Source organism: Streptomyces sp. NPDC034111, assembly GCF_055575375.1.
Map to the genome: position 1 here is coordinate 843,142 of NZ_JBVIST010000001.1, position 14,644 is coordinate 857,785.

A 14,644-nucleotide genomic window follows, 5' to 3' on the forward strand; every position below is an offset into this window, starting at 1 on the left:
GGATCTCCGACCCCCTGGCCCCGCCCCCGCCCCCGGCGCCGGCCCCGACCAAAGATCTCGCGCAGCGCCTTCGCGCTGTGGCCCGGAGGGACCCCAGCAGCGCTGGCCGTTGGCCGAGGGAGACTCGGTCCGCTTCGCCCACGGCCCCCCGTGGCGCGGAACGAAGCGTGCAGAGTGACAGGGGCCGCCCCCTCTGGCCAGCGCCCCGCCCTCACCCCGCCCCCATCCCCCATCCCCGCCTGGTGGGGCATGGCAACAAAAGGGGCGGAGCGGTGGCGAGGGGCAGGGCTGGTGCCGCTTGCTCGGGAGTTTGCGGCGCCGGGTCGCTTCTGGGCGGGTATCAGCTCTGAGTTGATGCCAGTTCCGAGTTTGTGTCAGATCCGACTTGGCATCAGTCCCTTGTTGCTGTTGTCAGTCGTTTGTGAGGCTCACGATCATCTTTCCGGTGTTCTCGCCGCGCAGCATGCCCAGGAAGGCCTCGACGCCGTTCTCGATGCCGGGGACCTTGGTCTCGCTGTACTTGAGCTCGCCGGAGCGGATCCAGGCGGAGACCTCCTCGACGAACTGCGACTGGAGGGCTGAGTGGTCGCTGACCAGGAGGCCCTGGAGGCGCAGGCGCTTGCCGATCACCATGGCGAGGTTGCGCGGTGCGGGGCTCGGCTCGGTGGCGTTGTACATCGAGATCATGCCGCATATGGCGACCCGGCCGTGGACGTTGAGGGCAGAGATGGCCGCCTCGAGGTGGTCACCGCCGACGTTGTCGAAGTAGACGTCGATGCCGTCCGGCGCAGCCTCCTTGAGCTGCTTGGTGACATCGCCGTTCTTGTAGTTGAAGGCGGCGTCGAAGCCGTACTCCTCGACCAGGAGCTTGACCTTCTCGTCGGAGCCGGCCGAGCCGATAACCCGGGAGGCGCCCTTGAGCTTGGCCATCTGACCGACCTCGCTGCCCACCGCGCCGGCCGCGCCGGATACGAAGACGGCGTCGCCCTCCTTGAAGGACGCCACCTCCAGCAGACCCGCGTACGCGGTCAGGCCCGGCATGCCCAGCACGCCGACGTAGGCCGTGAGCGGGGCGAGGGACGGGTCGATCTTGGCGGCGCGCTTGGCGTCCAGGACCGCGTACTCGCGCCAGCCGAGGCCGTGCAGGACGTGGTCGCCGACGGCCAGGGAGTCGGAGCGGGAGGCTATGACCTCGCCGACCGCGCCGCCGTCCATCGGCTGGTCCAGCTGGAAGGGCGGGACGTAGGACTTCACGTCGTTCATCCGGCCACGCATGTACGGGTCGACGGAGAAGTGCAGGTTGCGGACGAGGATCTGGCCGTCGCCGATCTCGGGCACCGCGGCCTCGCGCAGCGCGAAGTCCTCAGGGGTGGGCCAGCCGTGGGGGCGGGCGATGAGGTGCCATTCGCGGCCGGTGGTGGGCAGTGCGGACATAGCGCGATCCTCCTACTAATGCTTCAGGTACTGAAACAATGATGCTCCTCGATATTTCATGTTGTCAAGCAATTGGTTATCCTGCTGTGCATGACATCGCGCGCAGACCCCTTGACCGTCGAGGTGGTCGATCTCATCGGCACCGTCGTCGCCCGTTACTACGAGGAGTACGAGCACGCCGCGGCCGAGCACGCCCTCACCGGCGCACAGGCCCGGGTGCTCAGCCTGCTCTGCGTCGAGCCGCTGCCGATGCGCAAGGTCGCCCAGCGTCTGAAGTGCGAGCCGTCCAATATCACCGGCATCGTGGACCGCCTGGAGTCCCGCGGGCTGGTCGAGCGCCGCCCCGATCCGGCCGACCGGCGCGTCAAGCTCGCCGCCCCGACGGCCGAGGGCGCGCGTACAGCCGGGGCGCTGCGTACGTCGCTGAATTTCGCGCGCGAGCCCCTGGGCAAGCTGACGGTCGCCGAGCGCACGCTGCTGAAGGAGCTGCTTCAGCGGATGCTGGGCGTCGCGCCCGAGTGAGCCGGCCGCGGAGAGGAGCGGCGGGGGGGGAGGGGAGAGGGGCGGAGAGGGGAGGGGGTCGGGGAATTGGCCCACGATCATGGTGGGCGGGTGGACCGGGCGGGCTGGGCCGGTGGGCTCTAATCTCGGCCATATGACCAACCCGAGCAGCACCCGCCACTCCGTCGACTTCTACTTCGACCCCATCTGCCCGTTCGCCTGGATCTCCTCCCGCTGGATCCTGGAGGTCGAGCAGCACCGCGACCTCGATCTGCGGTTCCGGGTGATGAGCCTGTCCGTGCTCAACGAGGGCCGCGAGGACCTTCCCGAGAAGTACCGCGAGCTGCTGGACACGGGCTGGGGCCCCGTACGGGTGTGTATCGCGGCCGCCCAGGAACACGGCGAGGACGTACTGCGTGATCTGTACACCGCGCTGGGCACCCGTATCCACAACGAGGGCCGCGAGGACACCGCCACCGTCATCGAGGAGGCGCTGGCCGAGGTCGGGCTGCCGGCCGGGCTGGCCCGCGCGGCCGACAGCCAGGCGTACGACGATGTGCTGCGCAAGAGCCACCACGAGGGCATGGACCCGGTCGGCGAGGACGTCGGCACGCCGACCATCCATATCGACGGGGTGGCGTTCTTCGGCCCGGTCCTGATGGCGATCCCGCGCGGCGAGGACGCGGTGCGGGTCTTCGACGGCGCCCGGCTCCTCGCCGGATACGACAAGTTCTTCGAGCTGAAGCGGACCCGCACCGGCGAGTTCGACTTCAGCTGACGGTCTGGGGTGGAGGCAGAGCCGGGGGCCGGGTTCGGAGGCGGAACCGGGCCGGGGCGGAGGCGAACCCGGGGGCCGGGTTCGGGGGCGGCCTCGGTTCCCGCCCCGGTTACCGCGCCTCGCTTGCCACCGCCCGCGCGTCCTGAGTTTCCGCCGTCGCCTCCCCCTCGGCTCCGTTGGCGCGCAGGCCCCGCAGCAGCGCCACCGCCAGCACTGCGGCGCAGAGCATCATGCCCGCCGCGCCCAGCACCGCCGTCTGGAGCCCGTCGGTGAAGGCGGTCCGGGCGGCGGTCAGCAGCGCCTCGCCCGCCCGGCCGGGAAGTTGGCCGGCCACCGCGGCGGCGCCGGCCAGGGTCTCGCGTGCCGCATCGGCCGCCCCGGAGGGAAGCGGGGCGGGCAATGCGTCCTCCATACGCCCGCGGTAAACGGCGCTCCCGATACTGCCCAGGATCGCCATGCCCAGTGCACCGCCCAGCTCGGTGCCGGACTCCAGTACGGCCGAGGCGGAGCCGGCCCGCTCCGGAGGGGCGACACCGATGGCCAGTTCGTTCCCCAGCGACATCACCATCACCAGACCCGAGGCGTAGACCGACGAGGCGACCAGTACGTACCAGAGGGCAGAGCTCGGCTCCAGCCAGGACAGCCAGACGAAGCCGCCGGCCGCGACGGTGAACCCCAGGGCGATGACGTACGCCCGGTCCATCCGCTGGGCGAGCGCGGTGGCCACCGCCGCCATACCGCCCACCGCGAGGGTCGGCAGCAGGTTCCACATCGCCGCTTCCAGGGGGCTCATGCCTCGTACGGACTGCAAGTACTGGGTGAAGAAGACCGCACAGCCGACGACCGCGAACATCGCCAGCAGGTTCATCAGCACCGAGCCGCTGAACCCGCGGTGCCGGAACAGCTCGAGGTCGAGCATGGGGTGGCGGGCGGTGCGCTGGCGGTGGACAAAGGCCGCGGCGGCCAGCAGGCCGACCACCAGGGCGATGACGGGCGGCACGGCAAGGCCGTTGCGGGCGATCTCCTTGATGCCATAGACGATCGGCAGCATGGCCATCAGGGACAGCAGCGAGCCGGGCAGATCGAAGCGCCCGGCCGCCGGATTCTTGAACTCCGGCAGCAGCAGCGGGCCGCAAACCAGCAGCAGCACCATCGCCGGTGCGTTGATCAAGAAAACCGAGCCCCACCAGAAGTGCTCCAGCAGCACCCCGCTGAGCACCGGCCCGACCGCGATACCGCCCATCATGGCCGCCGACCAGATCGCGACCGCCTTGCCGCGCTGTTTGGCGTCGTGAAAGAGGTTGCGGATCAGGGCGAGAGTCGAGGGCATCAGGGTCGCCCCGCCGACGCCGAGCAACGCGCGTGCGGCGATGAGCATTTCGGCGCTCTGGGCGTAGGCGGCGAGCCCGGAGGCGAGTCCGAAGAGGAGGGCGCCGGAGAGCAGCAGCCGGCGGCGGCCGATGCGGTCGCCCAGCGCGCCCATGGTGATCAGCAGGCCGGCCAGTACGAAGCCGTAGACGTCCAGGATCCACAGTTGCTGGACACTGCTGGGCTCCAGTTCGGCGGTGAGGAACGGCACCGCGAAGTAGAGCACCGAGACGTCCATGGAGACCAGGAGGCAGGGCAGCATGAGGACCGCCAGTGCGGTCCACTCACGGCGGCCGGCCGACTGCTTGGGTGTGTACGAAGTAAACGACATGGCTGACACCGTAAGCAGGTTGCGCTTACGGTGCAAACAACAGGCCTGATAAGGCAGTTGGAGGTGCATCACACTAGTGCACCCCGGCCACACAAGGCGCTGGTGGGGCGCGCGCTGCTACGCTCGTCGGCGGCTGGACCCCCTGGTGCACTAGTACGGAGGTTGCCGTGGAGCAGTCGTCCCCGCCGCCCTACCGCCGGATCGTCGAGGAGATCCGGCGCCGCATCGACGCCGGAGAGCTGACGGCGGGCGACCGGGTGCCATCGACCCGGCGGATCACCCAGGAGTGGGGGGTGGCGATGGCGACCGCCACCAAGGTGCTGACGACGCTGCGTCAGGAGGGGCTGGTACGGGCCGTACCGGGCGTGGGGACGGTGGTCACCGAGCCGCAGCCCGGACCACCGCCGCACCCTCCGGCCCACCCCCCGGCCCATCGCCCGGCCCACCCCCCGGCAGACACCGAACCCCGTACTCCGCGGCCCCCTCGCGGTGCCTCCGCGCGCGAGCGACGGCCGGGCGAGACGGAGCGCGGGCTGAGCCGCGAGGGCGTCGTACGGGCCGCGATCAAGGTCGCCGATGCCGAGGGACTGCGGGCGCTGTCGATGCGCCGGGTCGCCGCCGAGTTCGGGGTGTCCTCGATGGCGCTCTACCGCCATGTGGCCAACAAGGACGAGCTGGTGCTGATGATGGCGGACGCCGCGTTCGCGGACGTCGAGCTGCCCGAGCCGGCGCCGGACGGCTGGCGCGAGCGGATGGAGACCGGCGCACGGCTGCAATGGGAGCTCTACCACCGGCATCCGTGGCTTGCGCAGTATCTGTCGATCACCCGCCCACAGCCCATGCCGCGGGCGATGGCGCTGGTCGAGTGGACCATGGGACGCGTCGAGGGGGTGGACCCGGTGACGCTGATCCATATGGCGCTGACACTGCTGGGCTTCGTACTGTCCACCGCCGCCGGCCTGGAGGACGAACTGGAGGCCGAGCAGGAGACCGGGATGGACCAGCACGCCTGGATGGCGTCGATGGAGCCGGTGTTCGAGGGCATCCTCAAGTCCGGTGCGTACCCGATGTACGCGGGGGTCAACGGGACCGCGGAGGACGTGGTGAACGTGGAGACGCTCTTCGAGTTCGGGCTGGCGCGTGTGCTGGACGGGATGGAGGTGCTGGTCGAGCGCAAGTGCTCGTAACGCTCAGGGCCTCGTCACTCTCAAGGCCTCGTTGGGTCCTGGGCGGTGGGTAACCGCCCAGGACCGAGGTGGCGTGGTGGCGTGGTGGAGGAGAGTGATGCGGTGGGCCGGGGCGCCATAGCGGGCCAACCGACTTGTGTGAACCGGCTTGTGCCGCCTGCTTGTTGAACCGGCTCTTGCCGCCTGCCCGCCTGCTTGTATGAACCAGTTCGTGCCGCCTGCTTAGGCGTCGGTCCGCTTCTCCAGGCGGCTGCCCCGCGGCAGGGTGAGGGACATGATGTCGCCGGGGGCATCCAGTGCGAGGCGGTGCCATCGCCCGCGCGGCACGATGGCTACGGTGCCGGCCGTCAGCTTGATTTCCTCGTCCTCGTCTCCCGGCTGCTCCGGGCGGAGGTGGAGGCGTATTCCGCCGGTGAGGCAGGAGACGACTTCGTCCGCGTCGGGGTGGATCTCCCAATGGTCGGCGTGGAGGTCGGCGTCGGTCTCCACATGGAAGGCCATCAGCTGCCAGCCGTCCCGCTCGGCGTCGAACACCGGCTGCTCGGCGTGCACCTGGCCGTCCTGGCGAAGGTGGATGAAGGAGGCGAAGAGATCGATCGGGGTGAGAGTCATGGCGAGATGTCCTTCCTACAGTGATCTTTCATCTGGTGGGTTGTGGCATGGCGGTGAGCCGGACCGGCTGGGCGCAACGGCCTCATGCGGCAAGGCACGCCGCAGTGCGGGTGGGCGAGGGGTTCGGCGCTAGGGGTTCGGCGCGATGCGTCCGGCGCCCTTGGTCAGTGAGCGTGCGGCGCTCCGGCTACGAGTCGAACGCCGGGACCTGCGCGGCATTCTTGGCCTGGGCGGCGTTTCCGTTGCCGCACAGCGCTTGCCGGTACAGGGCCAACAGCGCGCCGTCGAGGGGGTGGTGCTGCGGCTTCCCCGAGGAGTCCAGCTTGTTCCACCGCACGAGGTTCATCGCGACGGACATCTGACGCCGGCCGTCGGCACGGGTCAGGGAAAGCGTTTCGGCCCCCCAGACCGTGCCGTCGTGGCCCCAGAAGGTGCCGCACCCCGGGATCCTGACCTTGTGCAGCCCGAGGCCGTAGTCGATCATCTTCCCGTCCAGGGCGCGGACCGGGACCGTGCGCTGCATCTGCGCCAACGAGGACCGGTTGACGATCTTCCCGCCGAGCAGCCTGCCGTAGAAGCGGTTGAGATCCTCCATGGTCGATACCAGGGCGGCCCCTGTGCTCACCCAGGACATGTTGTAGACGCTGTAGTCGCGCGGCGGGTCGATCAAGCCGTGCAGCGCCTCGTACATCCGCGAGTGCGGTCCCTTGATATGCGGCCCGGCCGGGAACTCGGTGTGCCGGAGCCCGGCGCGCTCGATGACATTCCGGGTGATGTACTTCTCGGCCGGGGTACCGGTCACCCGCTCCAGGAGTTGGCCGAGGAGCAGGTAATTGGTGTTGGAGTACACCCCGTTGGGGGCTCCGGGCTTGTCGGCGGGAGGCGCGGTGAGCCCCAGCTTGATCAGCTCGGCCGGGCGGAACTGCCGGAACCGGTTGTCGTCCAGGCTCTTGGGCGAGATATCCGGGCCCTGGAGGGACGGGAACGCATAGGGGATGAAATCGGTGATGCCGCTGGTGTGGTTGAGCAGCATCCGAACCGTGATCTTCTTGCCGCGCTCTCCCGGCACCAGCCGCGGCAGATAGCGGCCGATCGGCGCGTCGAGTCGGATCCGGCCCGTCTCGACCTGCTGGAGGACTGCGGCGGCGGTGAAGGTCTTGGTGATGCTGCCGACGCGCTGCCGCATGTCGGGCCTGACGGGACGGCTGGTCCTGAGATCGGCGACCCCGGAAGCGCCGCGCCATACCTGGCCGGCGTCGCGCACCTCGGCGTACACACCCGGCATCCCCGCGCGGTGGACACCGTCCAGGCGGACTTCAGCTCCGCAGGACGGAAGCCGGTCGACGCGCTCGTACTGCCGGCCGGCACAGCCCCCGTCTCTACGGGGGCGGGAACCGCCGCCGCCGTGCCCGCACCCACGCTCAGCGCGGCCACACTTGCGCATATCGCCCGTCGGATCTTCACGACACGTGTCCTCTCATGAGCTGTCCTCTCGTGATCGATAAGGGCAACGGGGCTCTTCCCGTGCTCTTCGGCACGCGCTTCGGCGTGCTCTTCGCATCCACGGCACACTGGGCCACGGCTCACTAGGCCAGGGCGCGGCGCAGGGCTGCGGCGAGTTCGGTGATCTGTCGCTGCGACACCTCGGCGGACAAGATCGCCTGCGACCCGTGGAACGTCCCGGCCCACTGGTGCAGTTCGACCGGGACACCGGCCTGGAGCAGGCGCTGCGCGTAGTCGATGTCTTCGTCGCGGTTCGGGCAGAGCTCCGCGGTGGCGACGTAGGCGGATGGCAGGCCGGACAGGTCGGTGGCCCGCGCGGGGGCGGCGTACGGCGTGGCGGGCGCGGAGCCGAGGTAGTGCCGCCACGATGCGGTGACCTTGTCGCGGTTGAACCAGGGGGTGTCGGTGAAGTGCCGTGCCGACCAGGTCTGTTGCCGGTCGTCGAGTCCGGGCTGGTTGAGCAGCTGGAAGCGGATCGGCGGCCCCTGCTCGTCACGCGCCCGCAACGCCACCGCGGCGGCGATCCCCCCGCCGGCGCTGTGACCTCCGACCGCGATCCGCTCCGGGTCGATGCCGAGTTCGGCGGCGTGCTCGGCCGTCCAGGTCAGCACGGCGTAGGCGTCGTCCAGGGCGGCCGGGAACCGGTCCTCGGGAGCCAGCCGGTAGCCCACCGAGATCACCACCGCGCCGGCGAGGTCTGCGATCCGGGCGGCCCACGGGTGCTCGGTGTCCAGGTCACCCATGACGAATCCGCCGCCGTGCAGCCAGACGAGGGCGCCCTGCGCCTGGTGCGGGCGGTAGATCCGCACCGCCACGTCCGGGGAATGGGGTCTCCCCTGCTCGAACGAAGTTGAGAGCTTGGGGAAGGGCACCGTACGGTCCTCGACCTCCAGTCCCGTGGTGTCCGGTGGCGGCACCGCGGCGGCCAGGGCGGCGAGGTTCTTGCGCTCGGCGACCGGGTCGGTCAGGTCGGCCCGGGGGAACAACGGTATGAATGCTTCGAGTTCGGGATCCATGTCGGCCATCCTCACGGCCGGGACCCCTGAGATCATCCGCCAACTGTCGGGCATCCCGCCCGGATCACGCACCGATCGGCGCCTATGCTCCTGTCATGGAGGCACTGGCCGCACGGCTGTCCCAACTGGATTCGCACGCCGACGGCGCGATCCGCGTCATCATGTTCTACGACACCCTGATGCGCCGACGGGTGGATCTCCCGGCACTCGCCCGGGCCTCGGCGGGCCTGGCCGAGTGCGTGGCCGGGATCCGGCTCCACAGCACAGGGCGGGCGATCCGCGTCTCGCCCGACGGCAGGGAAACGCCCGCCCCGCCACTACCCGCGTCCGCCACGACGCCGATCACCCTCGACGAGGAGGAGATCGGCACGGTATGGCTGGAACGCCCCGGTGCGACCGGCGCGTTCGACCTCGATGAGCTGTTGCTGGACCGGCTCGCCATCGCCGCCGCCGCGGTCGTCGAGCGGTACGGCCCGGCCCGCACCACCATGGCCGACCCCGCCCTCGTCGAACTGGTCATCAGCGCCGACAGCGAGGAGGCGGCCCGAGCCCGGGCGTTGCGGCTCCTGGGATTCGCCGCCGACCTGCCGGTCCACGTCGTCGCCGTACGGTCGCAGCTTCCGCTCGACCAGGTCGGCGGCCTGGTCTGCCCGGCCCGCCCGGTGAAGGCGGCACCGCTCGGCGACGTGGGCGTCATCCTGGCCACCACCGTGGATCAGGCTCGGTTTCCGGCAGGCGTACGCGCGGGCATCGGCGCCGCCGACAGCCCCGACCGGTCCTGGCGGGAAGCCCGCACCGCCCTCCGCTTCACCACCGCACGCCAGCCGGTCGTCGACTACGCCGGCCTGGGAGCGTTGGCGCTGCTCGCGCAGGTGCCCCAGGACACCGCACGTGACAACGCCGACGTGGCCGCGATCGCCCGGATCGCCGGCACCCCAGAAGATCTGGAGACTCTGGACGCCTACTGCGCCACCGGCTCCCTGCGCCGGGCCGCCGACCTCCTCCACCTGCACCACAGCAGCGTCGCCCGCCGGCTCGAACAGATCGGAAAGGCGCTGGGCATCGACCTCACCGAGCCCACCGGACTGGTACGGGCCAGGCTCGCCCTCACCGCATGGCGGCTGCTCAACGACTGAGGACGATCCGCTTCACCACGCGCGTCATCGGCATTCCACGGCTTCGGCATTCCACGGCTTCGGCGATCCCCATTGCTGCCGATCCACATGCTGCCGATCCACTGGCCCTTGTCGCGGTGGGGGCGCGGGCAGGTACGTACAGGGTGCGGCGGGGAGCAGGGGTGGGTACGTCCAGGGCGCGGGCAGGGGTGGGCCGGGGGGAACACCTAGGGCGCAGGCGAACAGATCCCGTAGGGGGTGGGCGCGCCCCCTACGGGGCCTCAACGCAGCCGGGGCGCCGCGCTATTCCCGTGGCCGGATATGCTCCCGGCCCCCAGTCCCCCCGGGCCCCACTCCCCCACCCTTCACCCTCCACCCCTCACCCTCCACCCCTCACCCCTCATCCCCTCACCCACCCAACTCCCCCCGAAGCCGTCGCGCCCGTAAGACCAGTTCCAGTTCGAAGCGGCGGTCCGGGTCGTCGATCTCCGTGCCCCATAACTCCCGTATCTGGCGCAGCCGGTAGCGCACGGTCTGGGGGTGGACGCCGAGCCGGGTGGCGATCTCGGGGGCGCCGCCGCGGGTCTCCAGCCAGGCCAGCAGGGTCTCGGCGAGCCGCCGCCCGTGGGTGGGCCCGCAGCTGTCCAGGGGGGCGAGACGGCGGCGGGTCAGGTCCTCGATCAGCTCCTCGGGCGGCAGCAGAACCAGCGCCTCGGTGTGTTCGGTGCACTGCAACAGCTCCCCGCCGGGCAGCAGTCCGCGCTCCATCAGGTCGACCGCGGCCCCGGCCCAGCGCAGCGACTTCGCGGCGTCCAGCAGCGGTACGGCGGGGCCGATCGCGCCCGACCAGCCGGCCGCCGCGCGTCCCAGCAGTTCGCGCCGCCCGGGGGCGTCCGGCTCCGGCACCACCATCCGCGGCCTTTCGCACTCCATGTCCAGCAGCACCTCCGGACCGACGGCGGGCGCCACCGCCTCGCGGGCCGGGCGCAGCAGGACCGCGACCGCGACGCGTTCGGGCAGCGGCCAGCCGATCCGGGCCGCGCGCTCGGCAAGCGCCGACAGCGCCCCGCCCGGTCCAGTGCCGGTCCCGGTCCCGCGCCGCCTTCTGCCGGGGGCCGCGAACAACTGCTCCATCAGGCGGCGTTGCAGCCGCAGCCGCTCTCCGGCCTGCCGGGCGGCGGCCTCGGCATAGCCGCGCAGGGATTCGGCGACCAGCCCGTCGAGGTATTCGAAGCCGGACTCCGCGAGTTCGTACATGGCGGGCGCCGGGATGGCGACCTGCTGGCCGATCTCGGCGAGCCGCCGCCAGGCCAGCCGTACGCCGAGCCGGTAGATGGCCTGGAGGGCGTCGAGGCTGCGGCCCTGGATGCCCTCGCCGCGGCCGAACTCCTGGAAAACCTGTGGGTGGATGTGCGGTCGGTCGAGCCCGGCCGCCATATGGGCGACGAAGTGTTCCAGTGACTCACGGATGCCGACGAGCGCCCGGGGCTCGCCGAACTCATCGGGCACAAGCGGTAGTTGGGGATACTCGCGGCGGATCTCACGCAGGATGTCCTGGGCGAGCCGGGGCACCTCCTCCAGTGCCAGCGCGGCGAACCGCCGCACCTGGTAGGGCGGGACCTCCCGCCAGGCCGAGCGGACGGCGGTCACCATGAACCGGACCTCCTTCGCACGGCCGCCCGCCTACTCGCCGGTCCGGCCGAAGGTCACCAGCGGCACATTCGGCTGCTCCGGGGTGGCGTCCAGCGCCGCGACGATGCCGAGCGCGACGCCGACGGCCAGAGCGGCGGCGGCCAGCGCGGTCAGTGCGGCGGCAAGCATTCGGTGCATGGCGCGGCGGCCCTTCGTCGATGCCGGGGACCCTGACCGGTCCCCGTCGAGGCTGGTACGGCACACGGCGCGGCCCCGGTGCGTACGGATCGGGGGCCGGGCTCGGCGCCGCGTCCCACAGCGCGGCACCACCTCGGTCGTGGTGACTGCCGAGTGTGGAAGGGCATTGACGCCCTGTCAAGAGTTCGCTTACGTTCCCGGCCCAAGGCGCCCCGCGCCGTCCGGCCCGCTTGTGCCGGACCGAAGCCCGGCGCCCCGCACGTGCACCAGAGCGTGACCCCCACCGCCTCCAGGAGTGCCCGTATGCCTGCTCGTACGCCTTCCCTTCCGCCGGATGCCGGCACGCCCGCGCCCCCCTCGGGCGCGGCCGCGGCCGGCGCCCGCACCGCCCCGCCGGCCGCCCTGGCCGTGCTGGGACTCGGCGTCTTTCTGCTGGTCCTGGCCCCGCTGCTGGCCTGGTACGTCGAGCCGCGGGCCAAGGTCACCCCCATCGATGTCGATGTCACCACCGTCTTCACCGGCTCCGGCAGCTACTTCGACACCGCGGCGCTGCGGACCAGGGACCGGCAGAAGATCACCATCACCCGGCATGTGCTGGGCGATGTCGCGGCGAGCGAGCAGAGCGGGCGGGCGGTGTGGGACGTCTCCACCACGGTCGACACCCCGCAGACGCTGGCCCTGAAGGACCCGCGCCGGGCCTTCCAGTGGACCACCGAGCGCTGGGTCACCGACCGGCGCAGCAACGCGCCGGTGCACTGCTGCGCGGAGGCCCCGACCCGCTTCGACGGTGACGCCTACCTCAAGTTCCCCTTCGATGTGCACAAGAGGAGCTACCGCTGGTGGGACAACACCCTGGGCGCGGCCGTTCCGCTCCGCTTCGCCGGTACGCGGCGGGTCCAGGAGTACGAGGGCTACCGCTTCACCGGAACCGTGCCGCCCACCAGGACGGGCAGCCGGCAGGTGCCCGGAAGGCTGGTCGGACGGCCGCGGCAGGGGCAGATCCAGGCCGAGGAGTGGTACGCCAACTCCGGTATCGAGCTGGTCGTCGAGCGGCGCACCGGCCGGATCATCGACGCCGCGATCTCGCCGCTCAAGACGCTACGGGCACCTGGCGCGCGGAGTACGGCGGTGACCCTGCTGCGCGGTGAGCGGCTGCGGTTCACGCCCGCCACGCAGCGGGCGCAGGTCCGGCTGGCGAAGGCGGACAGCGACCGGCTGGCGCTGGTGGGCACGGCCCTGCCGGTGGGGGCCACGGTGGCGGGCGGGGTGCTGGCGCCGGTGGGGCTGGGGTGGGTGGCCCGCGGCCGCCGGCCGCGACGGTGAGCGGGCTCGGGTACGGGTACGGGGTCGGGCTCGGGTTCGGGTACGGGGTCGGGCTCGGGTTCGGGATCAGATACGGGTTCGGGGCCGGGTTCGGGTGCGGAAGTGCGTATCCGCGGCCGTGCGCGCCCGCCCACGGCCGGATTGTGCGGGCGGTTGGCCGGTCCGACACGAAGTGATGAACCGTCAGCTGTGTTCGCCCCGGATTTTGTCACCCCGGTGAGTAGCCGCCGCGAACGCAGGGGCGAAAACTATCCACCCCACGGCGCAGCACGGCCCCGCACGACTCAGTACGCAGTACGTCCCCCACCGCTGGTACCGCACCCTGAGACGAGTTGGATCGCACATGCCCCAGCACGTACGCCCCTCCCCGCCCCTGGCACCACCCGCCCCAGCAGCACCGCCCGCTCCACCCGAACCCGCGGCATCGGCCGGCCCCGCGTCCGCTGCCGGCCCCGCGGCCTCAGTCGCCTCCGCGGCTCCCCGTACACCCGCGCCTTCCCGTCCGCCCGGGGTCTCCCGTCCCCCCGGCGCCTTTGGTCCCCCCGCCCCCGGTCCCCCACCCCCGTCCCCCCGCCGGATCGTCTTCCTCGCCCGCCGCGATCTCGGCAACCCGGCCGCCGGCGGCTCCGAACTGCTGGTGGACCGGATCGCCGAAGGTCTCACCGCGCAGGGCCACGAGGTCACCCTGCTGTGCGGCGGGCCCGCGGCCGAGCGGGACTACCGGGTGGTGTCCGCGGGCGGCGACGCCGGCCACTTCCTGCGCATCCCGCGCCAGCTCTCCCGTCGGGTCGGCGGCTGCGACCTGCTGGTCGAGGTCTGCAACGGCATGCCCTACCTCGCCCCGCTGTGGCACAGCGGCCCCACGATGTGCCTGGTCAACCACGTCCACACGGATCTGTGGCAGCTGCGCTACCCGGGCCCGGCCGCCCGGCTCGGCCGCCGGCTGGAGCACTGGGCGCTGGCCGGCAGCCACCGCCGCAACCTGATGGTCGCGGTCTCCGGCTCGACCGCGTCCGCGCTGCGCGGCCTCGGCGTCGACCCGCGCCGGATCCGTCTGGTGCACAACGGCGTGGAGGAGCCGGGGCCGCTGGTCCCCAAGGCGCCCGAGCCGCTGTTCCTGGCCATGGGGCGGCTCGTCGAGTACAAGCGGATCGATCTGCTGCTGCGCCTGTGGGAGCGCGTACGGCCGGTGACCGGCGGCCACTTGGTGATCGTCGGTGACGGCCCGGAGCGCGCCCGGCTAACCGCGATGGCCGGGCCCGATGTCACCTTCACCGGCCATGTCTCCGAGCAGTGCAAGCACGAACTGCTCTGCTCCGCCTGGCTGTTGCTGCACCCCTCATTGGTCGAGGGGTGGGGCCTGGTGGTCATGGAGGCCGCCGCCCGCCGCACCCCCGCCGTCGGCTTCGACATCCCCGGCCTGCGGGACTCCGTCGAGGACGGCGTCACCGGGCTGCTGGCCCGCGGTGAGAGCGCGTTCGCCGCGCACTGGTGCACCCTCGCGCTCAGCGCCCGGCGCCGTACCGCACTGGGCCTCGCGGCCGAGGAGCGCGCCGCCCGCTTCCGGTGGAGCCACACCGTCCGCAGCTTCCGCGCGGTCGCCGCCGAGGCGTTCGCCGACCCCCTCCCCGGGCGGTGAGGCCCCG

The 14,644-nt window shown here is 71.6% G+C and carries 13 protein-coding genes; 6 read left to right on the forward strand and 7 right to left on the reverse strand.

All coding sequences use genetic code 11. From position 1 onward, the window contains the following. Positions 1-411 precede the first annotated feature (411 nt). Positions 412-1,434 carry an NADP-dependent oxidoreductase gene (locus ACZ55A_RS03775; RefSeq protein ID WP_468832634.1) on the reverse strand — a complete coding sequence of 341 codons (1,023 nt, stop codon included), beginning with the start codon at positions 1,432-1,434 and terminating at the stop codon, positions 412-414. A 90-nt stretch (positions 1,435-1,524) separates the two neighbouring features. Here ACZ55A_RS03775 and ACZ55A_RS03780 point away from each other — a divergent pair, with 90 nt between their 5' ends. Then, a complete protein-coding gene (locus ACZ55A_RS03780; RefSeq protein ID WP_468832637.1) occupies positions 1,525-1,956 on the forward strand; it encodes a MarR family winged helix-turn-helix transcriptional regulator in 432 nt (143 codons plus the stop codon). Between the two features lie 133 nt (positions 1,957-2,089). Further along, positions 2,090-2,713 (forward strand): mycothiol-dependent nitroreductase Rv2466c family protein, encoded by a 624-nt coding sequence (locus tag ACZ55A_RS03785; RefSeq protein WP_468832640.1) that lies wholly within the window; start codon positions 2,090-2,092, stop codon positions 2,711-2,713. A 109-nt stretch (positions 2,714-2,822) separates the two neighbouring features. Here ACZ55A_RS03785 and ACZ55A_RS03790 read toward each other — a convergent pair whose 3' ends face one another. Beyond that, entirely contained in the window at positions 2,823-4,412 is a 1,590-nt protein-coding gene (locus tag ACZ55A_RS03790; RefSeq protein ID WP_468832644.1) for an MFS transporter, read from the reverse strand. A gap of 167 nt (positions 4,413-4,579) precedes the next feature. Between ACZ55A_RS03790 and ACZ55A_RS03795 the strand changes: the two genes are divergently transcribed. After that, a complete protein-coding gene (locus ACZ55A_RS03795) occupies positions 4,580-5,599 on the forward strand; it encodes a TetR/AcrR family transcriptional regulator (protein WP_468832647.1) in 1,020 nt (339 codons plus the stop codon). Positions 5,600-5,821: 222 nt separating this feature from the next. Here the strand turns inward: ACZ55A_RS03795 and ACZ55A_RS03800 are convergent, their stop codons facing one another. The 3 genes from ACZ55A_RS03800 to ACZ55A_RS03810 form a co-directional block, all read right to left on the reverse strand. Further along, positions 5,822-6,211, reverse strand: a complete 390-nt coding sequence (locus tag ACZ55A_RS03800; RefSeq protein WP_468832651.1) for a cupin domain-containing protein — start codon at positions 6,209-6,211, stop codon at positions 5,822-5,824. 187 nt (positions 6,212-6,398) lie between these two features. Continuing rightward, on the reverse strand, positions 6,399-7,496 hold the full coding sequence (locus tag ACZ55A_RS03805; RefSeq protein ID WP_468832655.1) for a serine hydrolase domain-containing protein: 1,098 nt from the start codon (positions 7,494-7,496) through the stop codon (positions 6,399-6,401). 301 nt (positions 7,497-7,797) lie between these two features. Then, the gene (locus ACZ55A_RS03810) at positions 7,798-8,730 is read right to left on the reverse strand and encodes an alpha/beta hydrolase (protein ID WP_468832658.1); all 933 of its coding nucleotides are present in this window, start codon (positions 8,728-8,730) and stop codon (positions 7,798-7,800) included. 95 nt (positions 8,731-8,825) lie between these two features. Here ACZ55A_RS03810 and ACZ55A_RS03815 point away from each other — a divergent pair, with 95 nt between their 5' ends. Next, positions 8,826-9,866 (forward strand): helix-turn-helix domain-containing protein, encoded by a 1,041-nt coding sequence (locus tag ACZ55A_RS03815; RefSeq protein ID WP_468832662.1) that lies wholly within the window; start codon positions 8,826-8,828, stop codon positions 9,864-9,866. 387 nt (positions 9,867-10,253) lie between these two features. Here the strand turns inward: ACZ55A_RS03815 and ACZ55A_RS03820 are convergent, their stop codons facing one another. After that, a complete protein-coding gene (locus tag ACZ55A_RS03820) occupies positions 10,254-11,498 on the reverse strand; it encodes a PucR-like N-terminal domain-containing protein (protein WP_468832666.1) in 1,245 nt (414 codons plus the stop codon). Between the two features lie 30 nt (positions 11,499-11,528). Beyond that, complete coding sequence (locus tag ACZ55A_RS03825) at positions 11,529-11,675, reverse strand: hypothetical protein (protein ID WP_468832670.1); 147 nt, start codon at positions 11,673-11,675, stop codon at positions 11,529-11,531. A 303-nt stretch (positions 11,676-11,978) separates the two neighbouring features. Here ACZ55A_RS03825 and pgfA point away from each other — a divergent pair, with 303 nt between their 5' ends. Both pgfA and ACZ55A_RS03835 read left to right on the forward strand, forming a co-directional pair. After that, positions 11,979-12,998, forward strand: coding sequence for a cell envelope lipid trafficking protein PgfA (gene pgfA / locus ACZ55A_RS03830; protein WP_468832675.1), 1,020 nt, complete (start codon positions 11,979-11,981; stop codon positions 12,996-12,998). Positions 12,999-13,341: 343 nt separating this feature from the next. Continuing rightward, positions 13,342-14,637, forward strand: a complete 1,296-nt coding sequence (locus ACZ55A_RS03835; protein WP_468832679.1) for a glycosyltransferase family 4 protein — start codon at positions 13,342-13,344, stop codon at positions 14,635-14,637. Positions 14,638-14,644: the final 7 nt, after the last annotated feature.

What these genes read in the sequence shown, in the direction of transcription:
- ACZ55A_RS03775 (WP_468832634.1), bottom strand. Translation starts at nt 1,434, where the DNA reads ATGTCCGCACTGCCCACCACCGGCCGCGAATGGCACCTCATCGCCCGC.
- ACZ55A_RS03780 (WP_468832637.1), top strand. Translation starts at nt 1,525, where the DNA reads ATGACATCGCGCGCAGACCCCTTGACCGTCGAGGTGGTCGATCTCATC.
- ACZ55A_RS03785 (WP_468832640.1), top strand. Translation starts at nt 2,090, where the DNA reads ATGACCAACCCGAGCAGCACCCGCCACTCCGTCGACTTCTACTTCGAC.
- ACZ55A_RS03790 (WP_468832644.1), bottom strand. Translation starts at nt 4,412, where the DNA reads ATGTCGTTTACTTCGTACACACCCAAGCAGTCGGCCGGCCGCCGTGAG.
- ACZ55A_RS03800 (WP_468832651.1), bottom strand. Translation starts at nt 6,211, where the DNA reads ATGACTCTCACCCCGATCGATCTCTTCGCCTCCTTCATCCACCTTCGC.
- ACZ55A_RS03805 (WP_468832655.1), bottom strand. Translation starts at nt 7,496, where the DNA reads ATGCCGGGTGTGTACGCCGAGGTGCGCGACGCCGGCCAGGTATGGCGC.
- ACZ55A_RS03810 (WP_468832658.1), bottom strand. Translation starts at nt 8,730, where the DNA reads ATGGATCCCGAACTCGAAGCATTCATACCGTTGTTCCCCCGGGCCGAC.
- ACZ55A_RS03815 (WP_468832662.1), top strand. Translation starts at nt 8,826, where the DNA reads ATGGAGGCACTGGCCGCACGGCTGTCCCAACTGGATTCGCACGCCGAC.
- ACZ55A_RS03820 (WP_468832666.1), bottom strand. Translation starts at nt 11,498, where the DNA reads ATGGTGACCGCCGTCCGCTCGGCCTGGCGGGAGGTCCCGCCCTACCAG.
- ACZ55A_RS03825 (WP_468832670.1), bottom strand. Translation starts at nt 11,675, where the DNA reads ATGCACCGAATGCTTGCCGCCGCACTGACCGCGCTGGCCGCCGCCGCT.
- pgfA (WP_468832675.1), top strand. Translation starts at nt 11,979, where the DNA reads ATGCCTGCTCGTACGCCTTCCCTTCCGCCGGATGCCGGCACGCCCGCG.
- ACZ55A_RS03835 (WP_468832679.1), top strand. Translation starts at nt 13,342, where the DNA reads ATGCCCCAGCACGTACGCCCCTCCCCGCCCCTGGCACCACCCGCCCCA.